Annotated in this window: 15 protein-coding genes and 2 tRNA genes; 4 read left to right on the plus strand and 13 right to left on the minus strand. The window is 39.4% G+C overall.

Annotated elements, in window-relative coordinates; translation table 11 throughout:
* Positions 1-55: 55 nt before the first annotated feature.
* Genes C511_RS0109150 through C511_RS0109160 form a run of 3 tightly spaced genes read left to right on the plus strand, consistent with a single transcriptional unit; the run spans position 56 to position 1728 of the window.
* Positions 56-610 carry a DUF488 domain-containing protein gene (locus C511_RS0109150; RefSeq protein WP_024997494.1) on the plus strand — a complete coding sequence of 185 codons (555 nt, stop codon included), beginning with the start codon at positions 56-58 and terminating at the stop codon, positions 608-610.
* A gap of 3 nt (positions 611-613) precedes the next feature.
* Positions 614-1096, plus strand: a complete 483-nt coding sequence (locus C511_RS16600; protein ID WP_024997493.1) for a DUF488 domain-containing protein — start codon at positions 614-616, stop codon at positions 1094-1096.
* Positions 1097-1098: 2 nt separating this feature from the next.
* Positions 1099-1728 carry a dual OB domain-containing protein gene (locus tag C511_RS0109160; RefSeq protein WP_024997492.1) on the plus strand — a complete coding sequence of 210 codons (630 nt, stop codon included), beginning with the start codon at positions 1099-1101 and terminating at the stop codon, positions 1726-1728.
* A gap of 59 nt (positions 1729-1787) precedes the next feature.
* On the opposite strand, the gene C511_RS0109165 is transcribed toward C511_RS0109160, so the two are convergent.
* The 11 genes from C511_RS0109165 to C511_RS17895 form a co-directional block, all read right to left on the minus strand.
* Entirely contained in the window at positions 1788-2351 is a 564-nt protein-coding gene (locus C511_RS0109165; protein WP_024997491.1) for a hypothetical protein, read from the minus strand.
* A gap of 45 nt (positions 2352-2396) precedes the next feature.
* Positions 2397-3086 (minus strand): P-loop NTPase family protein, encoded by a 690-nt coding sequence (locus C511_RS0109170; RefSeq protein ID WP_226992582.1) that lies wholly within the window; start codon positions 3084-3086, stop codon positions 2397-2399.
* On the minus strand, positions 3013-3741 hold the full coding sequence (locus C511_RS0109175) for a DUF7833 domain-containing protein (protein ID WP_211227689.1): 729 nt from the start codon (positions 3739-3741) through the stop codon (positions 3013-3015). The genes C511_RS0109170 and C511_RS0109175 overlap by 74 nt, the downstream gene beginning before the upstream one ends.
* Before the next feature lie 25 nt (positions 3742-3766).
* Positions 3767-5038: a PcfJ domain-containing protein gene (locus C511_RS0109180; protein WP_027318075.1), complete on the minus strand. Its 1272-nt coding sequence runs from the start codon at positions 5036-5038 to the stop codon at positions 3767-3769.
* The gene (locus C511_RS0109185) at positions 5035-5469 is read right to left on the minus strand and encodes a PcfK-like family protein (protein WP_027318076.1); all 435 of its coding nucleotides are present in this window, start codon (positions 5467-5469) and stop codon (positions 5035-5037) included. Before C511_RS0109185 ends, C511_RS0109180 begins: the two co-directional genes overlap by 4 nt.
* A gap of 6 nt (positions 5470-5475) precedes the next feature.
* Positions 5476-6591: a DNA polymerase III subunit beta gene (gene dnaN, locus C511_RS0109190; protein ID WP_034782084.1), complete on the minus strand. Its 1116-nt coding sequence runs from the start codon at positions 6589-6591 to the stop codon at positions 5476-5478.
* A 125-nt stretch (positions 6592-6716) separates the two neighbouring features.
* Positions 6717-8036 carry a tyrosine-type recombinase/integrase gene (locus C511_RS0109195; protein ID WP_027318078.1) on the minus strand — a complete coding sequence of 440 codons (1320 nt, stop codon included), beginning with the start codon at positions 8034-8036 and terminating at the stop codon, positions 6717-6719.
* Positions 8037-8235: 199 nt separating this feature from the next.
* A tRNA-Val gene (locus tag C511_RS0109200) sits at positions 8236-8310 on the minus strand.
* Between the two features lie 28 nt (positions 8311-8338).
* Positions 8339-8413, minus strand: a tRNA-Val gene (locus C511_RS0109205).
* A gap of 145 nt (positions 8414-8558) precedes the next feature.
* Positions 8559-9329 (minus strand): peroxide stress protein YaaA, encoded by a 771-nt coding sequence (gene yaaA / locus C511_RS0109210; RefSeq protein WP_024997541.1) that lies wholly within the window; start codon positions 9327-9329, stop codon positions 8559-8561.
* A gap of 760 nt (positions 9330-10089) precedes the next feature.
* Positions 10090-10242: a transposase gene (locus C511_RS17895; RefSeq protein WP_148297770.1), complete on the minus strand. Its 153-nt coding sequence runs from the start codon at positions 10240-10242 to the stop codon at positions 10090-10092.
* A 193-nt stretch (positions 10243-10435) separates the two neighbouring features.
* On the opposite strand from C511_RS17895, the gene trpS reads away from it, so the two are divergent.
* Positions 10436-11422: a tryptophan--tRNA ligase gene (trpS, locus tag C511_RS0109220; RefSeq protein WP_024997542.1), complete on the plus strand. Its 987-nt coding sequence runs from the start codon at positions 10436-10438 to the stop codon at positions 11420-11422.
* Positions 11423-11526: 104 nt separating this feature from the next.
* Here the strand turns inward: trpS and mutL are convergent, their stop codons facing one another.
* Together mutL and C511_RS0109230 are read right to left on the minus strand one after the other, a co-directional pair.
* Complete coding sequence (gene mutL, locus C511_RS0109225; protein WP_024997543.1) at positions 11527-13380, minus strand: DNA mismatch repair endonuclease MutL; 1854 nt, start codon at positions 13378-13380, stop codon at positions 11527-11529.
* A 64-nt stretch (positions 13381-13444) separates the two neighbouring features.
* The gene (locus tag C511_RS0109230) at positions 13445-13741 is read right to left on the minus strand and encodes a hypothetical protein (RefSeq protein ID WP_024997544.1); all 297 of its coding nucleotides are present in this window, start codon (positions 13739-13741) and stop codon (positions 13445-13447) included.
* Between the last annotated feature and the right edge of the window lies 1 nt (position 13742).

Genomic DNA, 13742 nt, shown 5'->3' on the forward strand with positions numbered 1-13742 from the left:
TTTCATATTTTTGTATAGAGAGGATAATATTTAATTCAATTAATAACAGGTTTTCATGGCACTAGAAAATAACATATTCTCTATCGGATATGGCAATAAAGATATCAACGATTTCATATTGGAGCTAGAAAGCTTTAGGATTGAATTTTTAATTGATATTCGTTCAAAACCATATTCTAAATTCAACGAGATGTTTAATCAAAAATTATTAAAGTTGGCAATAGAGACACGAGGCATAAAATATGGATTTATGGGTGATTCATTGGGAGGATTGCCCTCTGATCGGTCATGTTACACGCAAAACAATAAAGTTGATTATAACATACTGAAGACTAAAGACTTTTTCATAGAAGGATTAAAACGCCTTCAAGATGCAAATGAAAAAAAATATAAAGTTTGTGTTATGTGTAGCGAGAGCAACCCTAAAGATTGCCACAGAGCTAAGCTTATTGGAGTTGAGTTACAAAAGGTTGGTATAGAACTTAGACATATCATTGGTGTATCTAAAGAAAAAACACAGATACAGGTAATCTCAGAAATAACAAAAGGAGATGGCCTTACAACTCTATTTGGAGAAGACAATTTAACATCAAGAAAAAAATACATCTAGAATATGAGATTTTACACTATCGGCGTATACGGTTCAACAGAACAATCATTCTTTGATAAACTGAAAGAGAATAAAATTGATACGTTTTGTGATATTCGACAACGAAGAGGAGTAAGAGGAAAGAAATACGCCTATGTAAACAGTCTATATTTACAGAAAAAACTAAAAGAATGTGGAATCAGGTATTTATACGTACCCAATTTAGCACCAACATCTGAAATCCGAAATATTCAAAAGAAAACAGATAAAAAAGACAATATTTCAAAATCAAATAGAGTTCAAATAAGTAAAGACTTTGAATTAGAATACAAAAATAAGGTTTTATCGACCTTTGATTTTGACTCTTTTATAACAAATTTGGAAACTTCTTCTGCTGCAACAAACGTAGTCTTATTTTGCGTTGAAGAAACAGCAGAAGCTTGTCACCGATCTATTGTAGCAAATGCATTACACCTTAAATATAATAACTTTATAAAAAACTTATAGTCATGGAGGTACTAATTGTTTCAAAAACTCATATGAAGAATGGAGTTTGTGTTGGAGGCCTTGCCAATAATGGTAGATTTGTACGATTACTAGATAATCACTCACATCATCAACCTAGTGATTCTACTTTGGAAGTAAGACAAATATACAACGTAACTTTCTCCCCAAGAAGCAATCCTATTCTTCCACACTCAGAGGATGTTCTTGTACAATCAATGGAATACAGGAGAACTCTAAACAGTAACACTGACTTAATAGAGTATATAACAGAAAGAGGAGTCAGAATCTGTAATGATAATTTAGAACAACTCTTTCAGGGATCTCTAAAAAAAACACAAAATGGAAGTGCCTATATTAATGCGGATAATATACCAGAACAGAGTGTTGCTTTCTGGATATCCGACAAAAATTTAACAAGAACAACTCATTCTGAAAAAAACTATTATAGTTATGCGTTGGGACCATCTCCATTCGCAGGAAGTATATCTATTCCTTATGTGGGATTTCAGCCTGCAGTAGATCAAATACCTAGTGGCACGTTGATACGTGTATCTCTAGCACGATGGTGGACACCAGACGAAGCTACTACCGAGAAAAGGTGCTATCTACAACTATCTGGGTGGTACGCATAATAATACACATTGCTAACAATCACAACGATTTTATTGTTTAAATATTTCAGCAGAAATTATCAGAAGATAAACTCTCCTGATAATTTCTGCTTAATCAGAGATTGCACCCCATTGTAAATTTCATAAAGTTGCTTCTGACTTTCCGGTCCTACCCATTCAGAGAAATTATTATCTTGGAAGAAATGGAACTCAAATACTCGCTTTGCAAGAGGTGATAAATCAAGACTTTCAAAAACTTCACGTACCTGATGCATTCTTTCAAGCGTAATTCCCGGTGTATCTATTTCATTGTCCGGAACATCCTCTATGTCCATACGTAAATAGTCTGCATTATCATCTGCCGGGATCCGTTTGTATTTACTCTGATATGGCGAAGTCGGCGACGTAACATTAAGCTTAATCATCCTCAAAACAAAGAAATCAAGTTCTGTATATCCATTCTTCTTGGTTGAAAGAAGTTTTTCGAGCAGCCTGTCGCTTTTCTGAAGAAGCGAACAAAGCACTTCATTTAAAACATCATGAGCCTCATCTGAAATACCTACTAGGCCACAATGGTACGATGCATAATCTAACCACCTATCGTATCTTTTTGCTATGTAATTATTCACTGCTGTGCTTGACATAAAATTATAAAGTTTTTCAGGTATACAGGATATGTAATTCACGGTTTATCTCCTGCTTTCCCCATCGATCTTAATCACATTGAACATCTCATTCACCCGATCGGCAATGTAGTCTCCATATACATCCGCTATCTTTTCAGGCTTCATGTTCGTGGTAACATGAGTCAGGCATTTATATCTCAACTCATACCGAGTTTGAAAGATAAACTGCATGACATTCATTTCCGTACCAAAATGTTTCACCGGATACGGTTCCCGCCCCACTTCATCAAAGGCAACCGTTACAGGCTTAGCATCATTGTAAGTCATCTTATTGAGACCATCAAGCCCTTTGCTGACATACATGTTTGCCGCCAATGATGCCGAGACGATTGAGAATCCCCCGGTAGAGAACCATCCTACATCATCCAGCTTCGAAAGGAAATCATACGTTCGAAGTATTTGAATGATGGTTGATTTCCCGGTACCGATAGGGCCATGCAACCAAAGCCCTTTAGATGAATCTAGCTTCGTACTACGCCCCACAGCATACAGGTAAATCTCATTCATGATCGATCTGTTTATGTCGCTGATTTCAAACGAGGGGCATTCTTTGACACAAGCTGCCTTAAACAAATCGGCCTGTTTCTTCTGTTCCTGATGATCTGGTGCTATCTGCACATCAGAGGTCGACCGAACGCACCCTAACAGGCTTCCTATCGGCTGTATCGATCCATTTTTCTTGTTGTTTTCCATCTTTTTTGCTTTTAAGTTTAATATCCAGCCATCTCGAGAAATGGCTCATAGCATCTTTGGGCGCTTTTCTAGTCTCACCCTCGTTAGCGAGCTTCTGGAAGAAGCTTTTCAAGTACTGGTCAAAATCAGCCGGCATAAAAGTTTTATCGCGTATTCGAATGTTCATGCATACGGTTTCCTTCCAGGGCTGATTTGCTTTTAACTCATCGAAGCATTCTTCCAGCGATTTTTCAAATACATCGCTATCTGGAAATAAATCTCCAACGGCATGGCTTTCTCGCGTACGCGTGGGAGAGAGAGTCTTATCTCTTATCTCTTTATTCTTATAAGAGCTTACCTCTTTACTTACCAAGTTACTTCCCGTTTTACTTACCATGTTACTTCCTTTTCTACTTACGTCAAGTAAGTAATAAGTGGGAGATTTGACATTACGTTTTCCTGATACAAATTCAATTAATCCTTTTTGCTGCAATCTATTCCGAACTTCAATCACGGTCTTTTCTGCCATACCGGTTGCGAGGACGATTGTCTTGTTGGGATGCTCAAATGGATTCTGCCAACCACGAATATTGCACTCATTTAAAAGATAGAAGTACAAAAAAGCTTCGTTCGAGCTGAATTCAACACTCATATTCATCTTCCAAAATTGGTTCATGTAATCTATATAGGTCATCGTTGTTTTACGCTATTCTCTGACGAATCAGGTTTATATTCTTCTTCACTAGCTGGATGATACGATCGTGGTGTTCTGACTCTCCGTTACATACAGCCCTGGATTGAACTATTTTCAATGTATTGAGATTGATCTCAATTGTCTCAATTGGTTTCTTCTCGATACGAGCTGATAGAATCAAACAGTCCTTCTTTTTAAAATACTCATTGGTAAAGACACAATGGTGCATTCTATCACCTTCCTCTTTAAACTCTTCCACACTCTTAAGTGGAACAATGACTATCGTTCCGTCCGAAATCTTTAAATCAAAAAACACAGATTTATCTTTCACGTAATCTTCAGCTGCTTTTTTAAGTGCAAGCAACTTTTGCATATCCCTTTGCTTCCTTTCTTTTTCATCATCTCGCTTTTTCTTTGCAACATAGCCGTCATGAGCCTTTTTTAGACTTTTAGGGCACACATAAAAAGCGTTTCGTAAGTCTTTGCCGTAACGTTCAAGCAGCTGCAGGTAATCAAACCACATGGTAGCATCTTTAATGCGATATTTATTCCGGAGGCAAATTTTAATAGATGGCCAATATCTATCAACTCGACCTCTATAACCTTGGCAGTGATTTAATAAATCATATTGTTTTGCCTTTAAAAGGGTTTCCGCTATTGGGCTTTTAGGTAGAAGTTTGATTGCTTCCAGAAAAGTCAATCCTTCCAGATTTTTGTCTATACCATACTTTCTATACTCAGCTTTGAATACTGAACTTGGATGAAACTTTTTAGGGTATACATCATATCTTCGTTCATTACTTTTGTCTTGTATCTCCATATATCCACCCCATGAATCGCAATACCAATTAACAGTATGCCTGCGAGCAACAACTTCTCTTTTGCCATTAGATAACATCCAATGCTGCAATATTTCAGAGATGTAATAGCTTGCAGCTTCACCGGACTTATGATAAGAACGTAGCTCAAAGTTCCGTATAACTTGAAACTCTCCATACAGTTCGGCAGATGCGATATAAGTTCGCTGTTCATCCGTCCTTTTCCTTGTCTGTTCTATCTTTAACTTAGTATTGCAGTGAGGGCAAACTGCTTTCTTCCGGCTTACTAATTCCGGAGAAAAAGAATTGCCACAGTCCATGCAGATAACACGCGTTTTAGTCGCAAATCCTTTATGCTCTAGGCAATCTACTTTGGCCCATGTAAGCATATATTGCTCTATGCTGCGCAAGCCTTGACTAAGTGCCAATACTTGATGTTGTAATCTAGTCCTTGCTTTCATTCTTCAAAATCAAATAATGATGGTGCGACTTCTTGTTTAGCCACTTTCTCAGCTTTCTTATCCAGCTTCTTTTTGCGGGCTTCTTCAATCTTCTTGATCTCTTTAGCCTCGTACTCCTTAAGAGCAGCTTCTTTAGCTTTGCGCTTATCCTCCTCGGTTAATTCAATGGTATGGTTCACAACCACCCTGGCATTAGCCGGCTTAACGTTTTTGATGTCGTCTTCGTCGTAGTAGTGTACGGCCATGCCAAAAATTTCATCATCCGAGAACCCATTGCATCCGGACTTTTGCACCTCGCCTAAAATGAAGTTACAGCACTCGTCTATGTTCTTATTAGGTTTCGCATAGGAAGCGGCGAAGAGTTCATCACTCTTTGCACGGTCCTCTAAGTATGATTGGATTGTATTTTTGAAATGATTTGTTGTTTTCATAGCTGTTTATTGATTAATGGATAATGGCATAAGTAGATAAGTAATTGAGGATTCATCCGGGCAAGTAATAACGCCGGCTCTGGAAGGATCATTTAAACTGATTATCACTTCTTCAGTGGGAACATTAGAGAGTAGGTCAATAAGCTTGTTACTATTAAAACCGATTTCAATCTTACTACCATCATAGGAAATGAGGTCTACAGACTCTTCAGCAGAATACGAAAAAGCGTAGTCCCTTCCGGATAACGTGATTTTATTGGAATCAAATTTTAGAATGACCAAAGATGAGCTAGTACTACTAAAGACTGAAACTCTTTTCAGGGCAGACAGCAAAGAATCCTTTGCCAAACGAGCCTTATTTTGGTTATCAGGAATAACAGATCTGTAATTGGGGTAACGGCCTTCTACCATTCGACATATAAGTACAAAAGAAGCAAACTCAAATGAGACATTATCTGAGCCAATACTTATAAGAACATCTTCGGCAGCCGAAGTTATCTTTGATAAGATCCTCGCCATTTTACCTGGCAGAATAAAGGATGATTTATCTTTTCTCTGAAAATCAACCTTTTCTTCATATAAAGCTAATGAGCTACCATCTGTGGCGACAAAAGTAATTCGGTCACTCTCTTTATCAAGAAAGACACCATTCATCACCGGGCGAAGTTCATCATTCGCACAACAGAATTGGACCTGCCTAAGTCCTGATAGGAATTTTGAGCCAAGAATGGAATAAGGAGGCTCCGGAGAGTTGATTGCTATCTTTGGATATTCAGACGAATCATAAGCAGCCATTTCAAAGCGTCCATTCGAATACCTTACACAAACGGTTTTCGTATCAACTTCGATTTTAAGAGGTTGTTCAGGAATATCTTTAAGACCGTCAAGAATAGTCTTGGCATTGAGCATGAATGAGGTACCGGACAAGTTTTCAGCTGTGCAATCTATATTAGCAGATAATTGTCCGCCATCTTCCCCGGCTATCACCTTTACAAGTGAGTCGTTGTCTACTTCAAAAAGAAAATTATCATACGCAGGTAGCGTATTTTTTCCACTGATGATTTTTGAAACAATTGATAGCTTGCTATAAAGCTCTGTTTTGGATACAATAATATGTGCCATAATTAAGTGATTTAAAGGCACATAGCATATAAAATAGAATAGTTTCGGAGTACAAACAAGAAAAGCTGACTTCTTTTCAGAAATCAGCTCAAGCCCTTATACGGATGCAAATATAGGTATTCTTTTTATAAATGCAAATAAATTGCTTCTTTTTTTGCTTCTTTTTTTTCTGAAGCCTTTTTCAGCAAATCTAATACGGCACGATTTGCACGATCGCAAACACCATAATCAATATCAATATAGATATCGGCCATCTTATAATCATTATTGACGTGCCCAAGGCAAAAGTCTACATCCGCTTTAGCTACACAAGCCCTGTTACGTGCTATACTAGCCCACGAATGGCGTGCCCAGTTGGTAGATAGAGGAACACCCAGATTTAATTCTTTAGAAATTTCTTTGAGCTCCTTATTTACAGCTTTCAGAAAATTGTTATAATCTGAATACCTCATGCGAAAATAGGATAAGAATGTTCCGTTGCTGTATTTATCAATTAAGTGCCTCAATTCAGGCTCAATCTTAATAGATAAAGTCAAGCGCCTTTTATTTTCAATCGTAGTCACTTTACTGCGTTCATAAACAATACGCCCATAAGATTCCTGTACGATTGAAAAAAAGTCATTCATGTTAATCCCCATCATATAGAATAACATCATGAATACATCTCTGGCCATATTAGTACGCTCGCGATCAAACTTGGCATCCCGTATTTTCAAGATGTCATCAATAGATAAATTCTTTCTCTTACGCACATATTCGGGGATCGTTATTTTTGAAAATGGATTATTAGGAATCTTAATAATATCGTAATCCTCATTATTATACTCCTTTTTAGCCTTATTATATAAAGATCTGATTCCTCGAAGATAGTTATTAATAGTTCCCGGCTCCATTAGCCTAGTTTGATCCGGAGAACCTTTTGTCTTGCTCTTAATTATAATCTTCCTACCCATCAGGTAAACCATGAACTCTTCAAGTGTCCTGTTTTTTATATCTTTGACGTCAATTCTCTCAGTTCCAAGAAAATTTATTAATGCATTTAAAGAAGATTCATACCATTCTGCCGTCTTTCTTTTAACCGTTTTTGAGATTATTGCCCTCGAAAATGCAACAAAATCAATATATTCAGAATCCGGTGTTGCGTATTTTTCTATTTCCTCTTTTAACTCCTTACAGCTCATTTTTGCCGTTCTTGACGTTCCTAGTTTTATACAAATACCTCTAAAACGCTGTATTAGCTGCCCTAACTCGAAATTCAGTATATCACTACTTTCAGATGATGATACGATTGTACCATCATCTCCCATCTCATCGGGCTTTACATAATATTGAGTAGGTACATACTGAGGTGAGCCATTATGGTAAATACGTATCTTTATGTTCGTAGTGCCATCTTGCTTAATATGTTTGCCTCCTGTAAAAATAACCGCTTTAAATGTTGCCATAATCGCTTTTGTTGTAATAAAAAGGCAACTTGCATGACGAGTTATAAAATAGTTATAAGAGAATCCTATTTTATATGCCCCAAAATAGCTAAAAACAAGGGGTAGATATAAAAAAAGACTCGAACCTATGCAAATCGCACAAGCTCAAGCCCCTTTGTATTCCTTTGATTATCAGCCCATTAAAAGACTTTTTTTGATGTGGGCGTTGACGGGTTCGAACCGCCGACCCTCTGCTTGTAAGGCAGATGCTCTGAACCAGCTGAGCTAAACGCCCTTTTTATATTTAAAACGAGAAATCGGTGTGGGCGTTGACGGGTTCGAACCGCCGACCCTCTGCTTGTAAGGCAGATGCTCTGAACCAGCTGAGCTAAACGCCCGATACATTCTCGTTTCAAAAGCGATGCAAAGATATAGCTTTTGCTGAAAACTCCAAAATATAATCCCATTATTTTTATAACTTATTTTTCTTCTAACGAAAAACAAGCTGATTATCAGACAAATATAGATTCTATTTTTTAGGGTTCAACCAACGCCCAAGGTAAACACCAACTTATTATCATCGGATAAAGAGGCGTTGTACTCAAAACCTTCCCACGAAAAGGCTTTTAAAGTTTCAGGATCCGTCATTCGGTTCTTTATAATATAGCGAGCCATTTCTCCCCTAGCCATTTTGGTGTACACCACAACGGTAGAAAGCTTCCCTCCTTTCCAGATATGAAATTCGGGGGTGATGACTTTTACGGCACTCAACACTTTATCCCAATGAAACAGTCCGCGCATTTCATCACTGGCCAAATAGGCAAGCGTTCCGCCATTTTGCCTAATCTCGTCAATAAACAAATCGGTCAACAAGTCTTTCCAATACGAAAAGAGCGTGCGGTCGGCCGCCACCGGCAATTTCACATCTCCCTCCAAACGATAATTCTTAATCTGATCGAGCGGGCGCAGCAAACCGTAACAAAACGAGGTAAACCGTAATGCTTTTTGTGCATAGGCAAAATCATCCGGATTGAAACCTGCAGGATCGAGCCGTTTAAAAACAATTCCCGTATATGCCAGTATAGCCGGCAAAGCCGTTTCTTCATGATCGTGAAAAACCCGATATCGCTTGTAATTTTCCAATGCGATTTTCCCGTTCACGCGGAGCAACGCTTCCAGTTCTTCTACAGAGTACTGAGTCATCTGCAAAGCAATCTCAGTTGCATTCAACTGAAACAACGGCGTGGTACAAAAAGGAACTTTTGTTTTGGAAACAGCCGTCATCGTTTTGGCACAAGATAGAAGTATCAGCATAACTATGGTATCGTTTAGGGGTTATAAAAGCAAATATAAACTTTTTCCTGCATAAAAAACAAAGAGCCCTCAACAGATGTTTCGTTCATCATGCATTACTTTTTAGAATACATACAAAATATTGACCATCAAAAGCATTTTAAAAACCGTACATTTTTCCTTGGCTTGTTTTCACGACTCTCTTCCCAGCAAATAAAAAGCGCGGTTTACCATCACTTACCCTCACTAACTTATTCAAAATGCCCTTTTTATAGGGTATACAGAAGAGTGACAGTAAAAGATATCTACCACTAAAACAGCTATTTCACTATCACTATCTATCACTTTTAGCTAGTTATATAGATTCATTAACTACAATTAACCCAAAAAGAGCCGACGTTTGAGCTGTTTTGAATGCTTTTGGATGCAAAACAGCAAAAAACGGCTTAGTAAATCATCAAAAAACACTCATTGCGCATTGATAAGTCCCTTTTTGTGCTTCAATACTGGGTGGTTGTTTTTAGGTAGAAGCGACTTGCCTTAATCAATAAAAGACCATTTATTTTACTGCTCTCGTTTTATGAACGATGAAAGTATTGGCTTTCTTTTTGTCCTTATCTTTGCCTGATTAATTGCACACAGCATGTTTATCATCACAAATGGCTTGTAATCAGAGTTTTATGGGTAAAAACGTTGAGTTTCATCGTGGAAAACTCCAAGTTTCATCAGTAGGAAACTCAGATTTTCTCACGACGAAACTAACAGTTTGCTACCGGGAAACTCACTTCAAAACGTGTAAACCAAAAGAGTAACCTACAGCCATTTGACCGAATAAATCAACAAGACAAGAAGCGCCGCCCTGTTGTAGTTCTTTCTCACTACACTTACCAATGTCAACTGCCATTCGTTGAAATATAAAGACTATCACATCCATAAGAGTTGACTATTATTATCCTAAATCAAAGAACCAATCGGTTTACCTCACAACGTAGCACCGTGAGGGCACCGCTTTAGCATGCGCAAGAGCGAACAGTTTAGCCGCAAATACTTGCGCAAATTCACTAAAATGAGCCCTCATCTCAATCTTTTTGTGTAATTTTGCAGTCAAATTTGAATTAAAGATATTTATGGAAACAGTTGTTAGCGGAATTCGCCCTACCGGTAATCTACATTTGGGTAACTATTTTGGAGCAGTGAAGAGTTTTCTGCAAATGCAGAATGAATATAATTGTTTTTTCTTTATAGCAGATTGGCACTCGTTAACCACTCGCCCCAGACCCGAAGATATCATTAAAAGTTCGAGAACCATTCTGGCTGAATATCTGGCATGTGGCATCGACCCGGAAAAAGCGACTATATATGTGCAAAGTGACGTGAAGGAGGTACTTGAATTATATCTTTACCTCAACATGAATGCTTACCTGGGTGAGATGGAAAGGTGTACCACGTTCAAAGAGAAAGCAAGGAAGCAACCCGATAATGTGAATGCCGGATTATTAACGTATCCGACGTTAATGGCTGCCGACATTTTGATACACAAAGCTGTTAAGGTGCCCGTTGGTAAGGATCAGGAGCAGAACATGGAAATGGCCCGCAAATTTGCCCGCCGCTTCAACACCATGTATGAAACGGAATTGTTTCCCGAACCTCAGTCGTTCTCTCTTGCCAGTCAGGCGGTGAAGATTCCGGGTCTCGACGGTTCCGGTAAAATGGGAAAATCAGAAGGTAATTGCATTTATCTGATGGATGATGCGGAGACTATTCGCAAAAAGGTAATGAAAGCGGTGACCGATTCGGGTCCTACTACGCCCAACAGCGAAAAGCCCGAGGTTATCAGAAACCTTTTCACCTTTCTTGATATTGTTTCGACCAAAGATACTTATCAATACTTTGACGAGAAATGGAACGACTGTTCTATCAGGTATGGTGATCTGAAAAAGCAATTGGCGGAAGACATTGCCAAATTCAATGCTCCGATACGCGAACGGATCAATGAATACTCTCAGGACATTGAATTCTTGGATCGGGTGGCAAAGATTGGTGCCGAGAAAGCCGGAGAAAGTGCTTCGAAAACATTAGAAGAGGTTAGGAAGACGATCGGATTCAGAATTTAATCGTCGCTACATACAAGGAAATCCCCTTATTTTTCTCTTTTCAATTCCTGAAACAGAGCTAAAATAAGGGGATTTTTCAATTCATAACCAAGGTGCTACTCACGTTATTTAAAGAGCTTGTTTATATCATCGTCTTTAATGGTTGAAATAACCACGCTGCCATCCGGCGTATAATTAGGAGTTTCGCACGCAAACAAATTATCCACCAAACCGGTAATCTCATCGGGTGTCAGCACTTGGCCGTAAACTATAGCGGCGGCTTTGGCCAAAGTCAGTGCCAATACGTTTTGTATTTCTTCTTTCACGTCGTTGCCTTTTTCCATGGCAGTGTGAACCATGTTACGAACCAGTTGCACAGGATCGAGCCCTTCTACACCCGACGGGATGCTGTTGACCGCAAAACTTCCTCCTCCCAGATTGGTCAGTTCGAAACCTACAGCCGACAAATCGTCCATGATGCCTTCCAAAACGACGACTTCGGATGCCGGCAACTGAATGATTTCCGGGAACAGCACTCGCTGTCCTTCACCTTGCCGGTTGGTGATCTGCGTAATGTAACGATCAAAAAGAATACGCACATGGGCTCTGTGCTGATCAATGATCATCAGGCCTGATTTTACCGATGTTAAAATGTAGCGCCCTTTAATCTGCAAGTGCTGATTAGCTTTCTCAACAGCATGATCTGTATTGTTAAAGGCCGACGAGAACACGGATCCTGTTTCCGCACTTTCGGTGCGTACAGAATCGGAAAAATGATCGGTCGTATCGGGCTCTACATGCGTGTCCGCCTTCTGAAGTCCGCCATAAAGGTTTTCCCAATTCACGCTGGGACGGGAATATGAGGCCGACGACTTAAACGGATTATAATCTGAGTTGTAATGTACCTTGGGAGATTCAACAGGTGCCGCTTGTTCGAAAGCCGGAATATCGGGCATGTCGGCCGTATCAAAGTCAATGGAAGGAACCGCACTGAACTTTCCCAATGACTCTTTAACCGCTGCAGCCAGAATCTGCCAGATGGCTTGCTCATTCTCGAACTTTATTTCTGTTTTCGTGGGGTGTATGTTCACATCAATATTAGCGGGATCGACCTCAAAATATAAGAAATAAGTAATCTGATCGCCCGCGGGTATCAACTGTTCATAGGCATCCATTACGGCTTTGTGAAAATAAGGATGCCGCATGTAGCGTCCGTTCACAAAGAAATATTGATGCATTCCTTTCTTGCGTGAAGTCTCGGGCTTCGCAACAAAACCGGAAACTTTTATCATCGTAGTATCTACGTCGACCGTCAGCAATTGCTGGTTCAATTTCTTCCCGAAAACAGACAATATTCGTTGGCGCAACGAAGAGGCAGGCAGATTGAATACTTCTGCATCATTGCTGTACAACGACAAAGACACGTCGGGATTGACCAGCGCAATGCGTTCAAACTCGGCCAGTATATTGCTTAGTTCCGTAGAGTTTGCCTTTAAAAACTTACGCCGTGCCGGGATGTTGAAGAAGAGGTTTTTCACTGAAAAGTTACTTCCTTTGGGGCAAGAAACAACTTCCTGACTCTCGAACTTGGAACCTGCAATGACTATTTTAGTTCCAACTTCCTCAGACGCGGGACGGGTTTTGAGTTCCACCTGTGCAACGGCAGCAATAGAGGCTAATGCCTCCCCGCGGAAGCCCATGGTACGCAAAGCAAAAAGATCCGATGCTTCCCGAATCTTAGAAGTTGCATGGCGCTCAAAAGAAAGGCGGGCGTCGGTTTCCGACATACCTTTCCCATCATCAATAACCTGAATGCAGGTTTTCCCTGCATCGGTTACCAACACATATATATTACTTGCCTCCGCATCAATTGCATTTTCGACCAGCTCCTTCACAATGGATGCGGGACGTTGAATAACTTCTCCTGCTGCGATCTGATTGGCTACAGAATCCGGCAAAAGACGAATTACGTCACTCATATGCTAAAATTCCTTCTATTTGTTTGAAATGAAAAGTGGATCAATAAAAGCTAACAGCGGGGAATTAAAAACTCCAGCTTCCTGTCAGCAAATAGTGCCAAAGATAAATCAACAAAGCGATGATGATTATTATAAGACCTACATGAATGGGTTTGCGTCCACTCTGTTTTCTACGTTTTAAATGAGTAGTAGCCTCAACAAACTTACCTTTGATGTCTTCGGGCGAGAATTCTTTTTCGGGCAACATTCCTAAATCACGCTTCGCATCCTCCTCCATCTTAGTCAGTTTCTCCTTGCGTTCATCAACATATATATACTGATGATTGAAACCACGCGGTTTCCTAATGCCGAACATTCCCATA

It is taken from the genome of Bacteroides graminisolvens DSM 19988 = JCM 15093 (assembly GCF_000428125.1).
Lineage (GTDB): Bacteria > Bacteroidota > Bacteroidia > Bacteroidales > Bacteroidaceae > Bacteroides > Bacteroides graminisolvens.

What these genes read in the sequence shown, in the direction of transcription:
- C511_RS0109165 (WP_024997491.1), bottom strand. Translation starts at nt 2,351, where the DNA reads ATGTCAAGCACAGCAGTGAATAATTACATAGCAAAAAGATACGATAGG.
- yaaA (WP_024997541.1), bottom strand. Translation starts at nt 9,329, where the DNA reads ATGCTGATACTTCTATCTTGTGCCAAAACGATGACGGCTGTTTCCAAA.
- C511_RS0109150 (WP_024997494.1), top strand. Translation starts at nt 56, where the DNA reads ATGGCACTAGAAAATAACATATTCTCTATCGGATATGGCAATAAAGAT.
- C511_RS0109230 (WP_024997544.1), bottom strand. Translation starts at nt 13,741, where the DNA reads ATGGGAATGTTCGGCATTAGGAAACCGCGTGGTTTCAATCATCAGTAT.
- C511_RS0109195 (WP_027318078.1), bottom strand. Translation starts at nt 8,036, where the DNA reads ATGGCAACATTTAAAGCGGTTATTTTTACAGGAGGCAAACATATTAAG.
- C511_RS0109170 (WP_226992582.1), bottom strand. Translation starts at nt 3,086, where the DNA reads ATGGAAAACAACAAGAAAAATGGATCGATACAGCCGATAGGAAGCCTG.
- C511_RS0109160 (WP_024997492.1), top strand. Translation starts at nt 1,099, where the DNA reads ATGGAGGTACTAATTGTTTCAAAAACTCATATGAAGAATGGAGTTTGT.
- C511_RS0109185 (WP_027318076.1), bottom strand. Translation starts at nt 5,469, where the DNA reads ATGAAAACAACAAATCATTTCAAAAATACAATCCAATCATACTTAGAG.
- C511_RS17895 (WP_148297770.1), bottom strand. Translation starts at nt 10,242, where the DNA reads ATGGATGTGATAGTCTTTATATTTCAACGAATGGCAGTTGACATTGGT.
- dnaN (WP_034782084.1), bottom strand. Translation starts at nt 6,591, where the DNA reads ATGGCACATATTATTGTATCCAAAACAGAGCTTTATAGCAAGCTATCA.
- mutL (WP_024997543.1), bottom strand. Translation starts at nt 13,380, where the DNA reads ATGAGTGACGTAATTCGTCTTTTGCCGGATTCTGTAGCCAATCAGATC.
- C511_RS16600 (WP_024997493.1), top strand. Translation starts at nt 614, where the DNA reads ATGAGATTTTACACTATCGGCGTATACGGTTCAACAGAACAATCATTC.
- C511_RS0109175 (WP_211227689.1), bottom strand. Translation starts at nt 3,741, where the DNA reads ATGAACCAATTTTGGAAGATGAATATGAGTGTTGAATTCAGCTCGAAC.
- C511_RS0109180 (WP_027318075.1), bottom strand. Translation starts at nt 5,038, where the DNA reads ATGAAAGCAAGGACTAGATTACAACATCAAGTATTGGCACTTAGTCAA.
- trpS (WP_024997542.1), top strand. Translation starts at nt 10,436, where the DNA reads ATGGAAACAGTTGTTAGCGGAATTCGCCCTACCGGTAATCTACATTTG.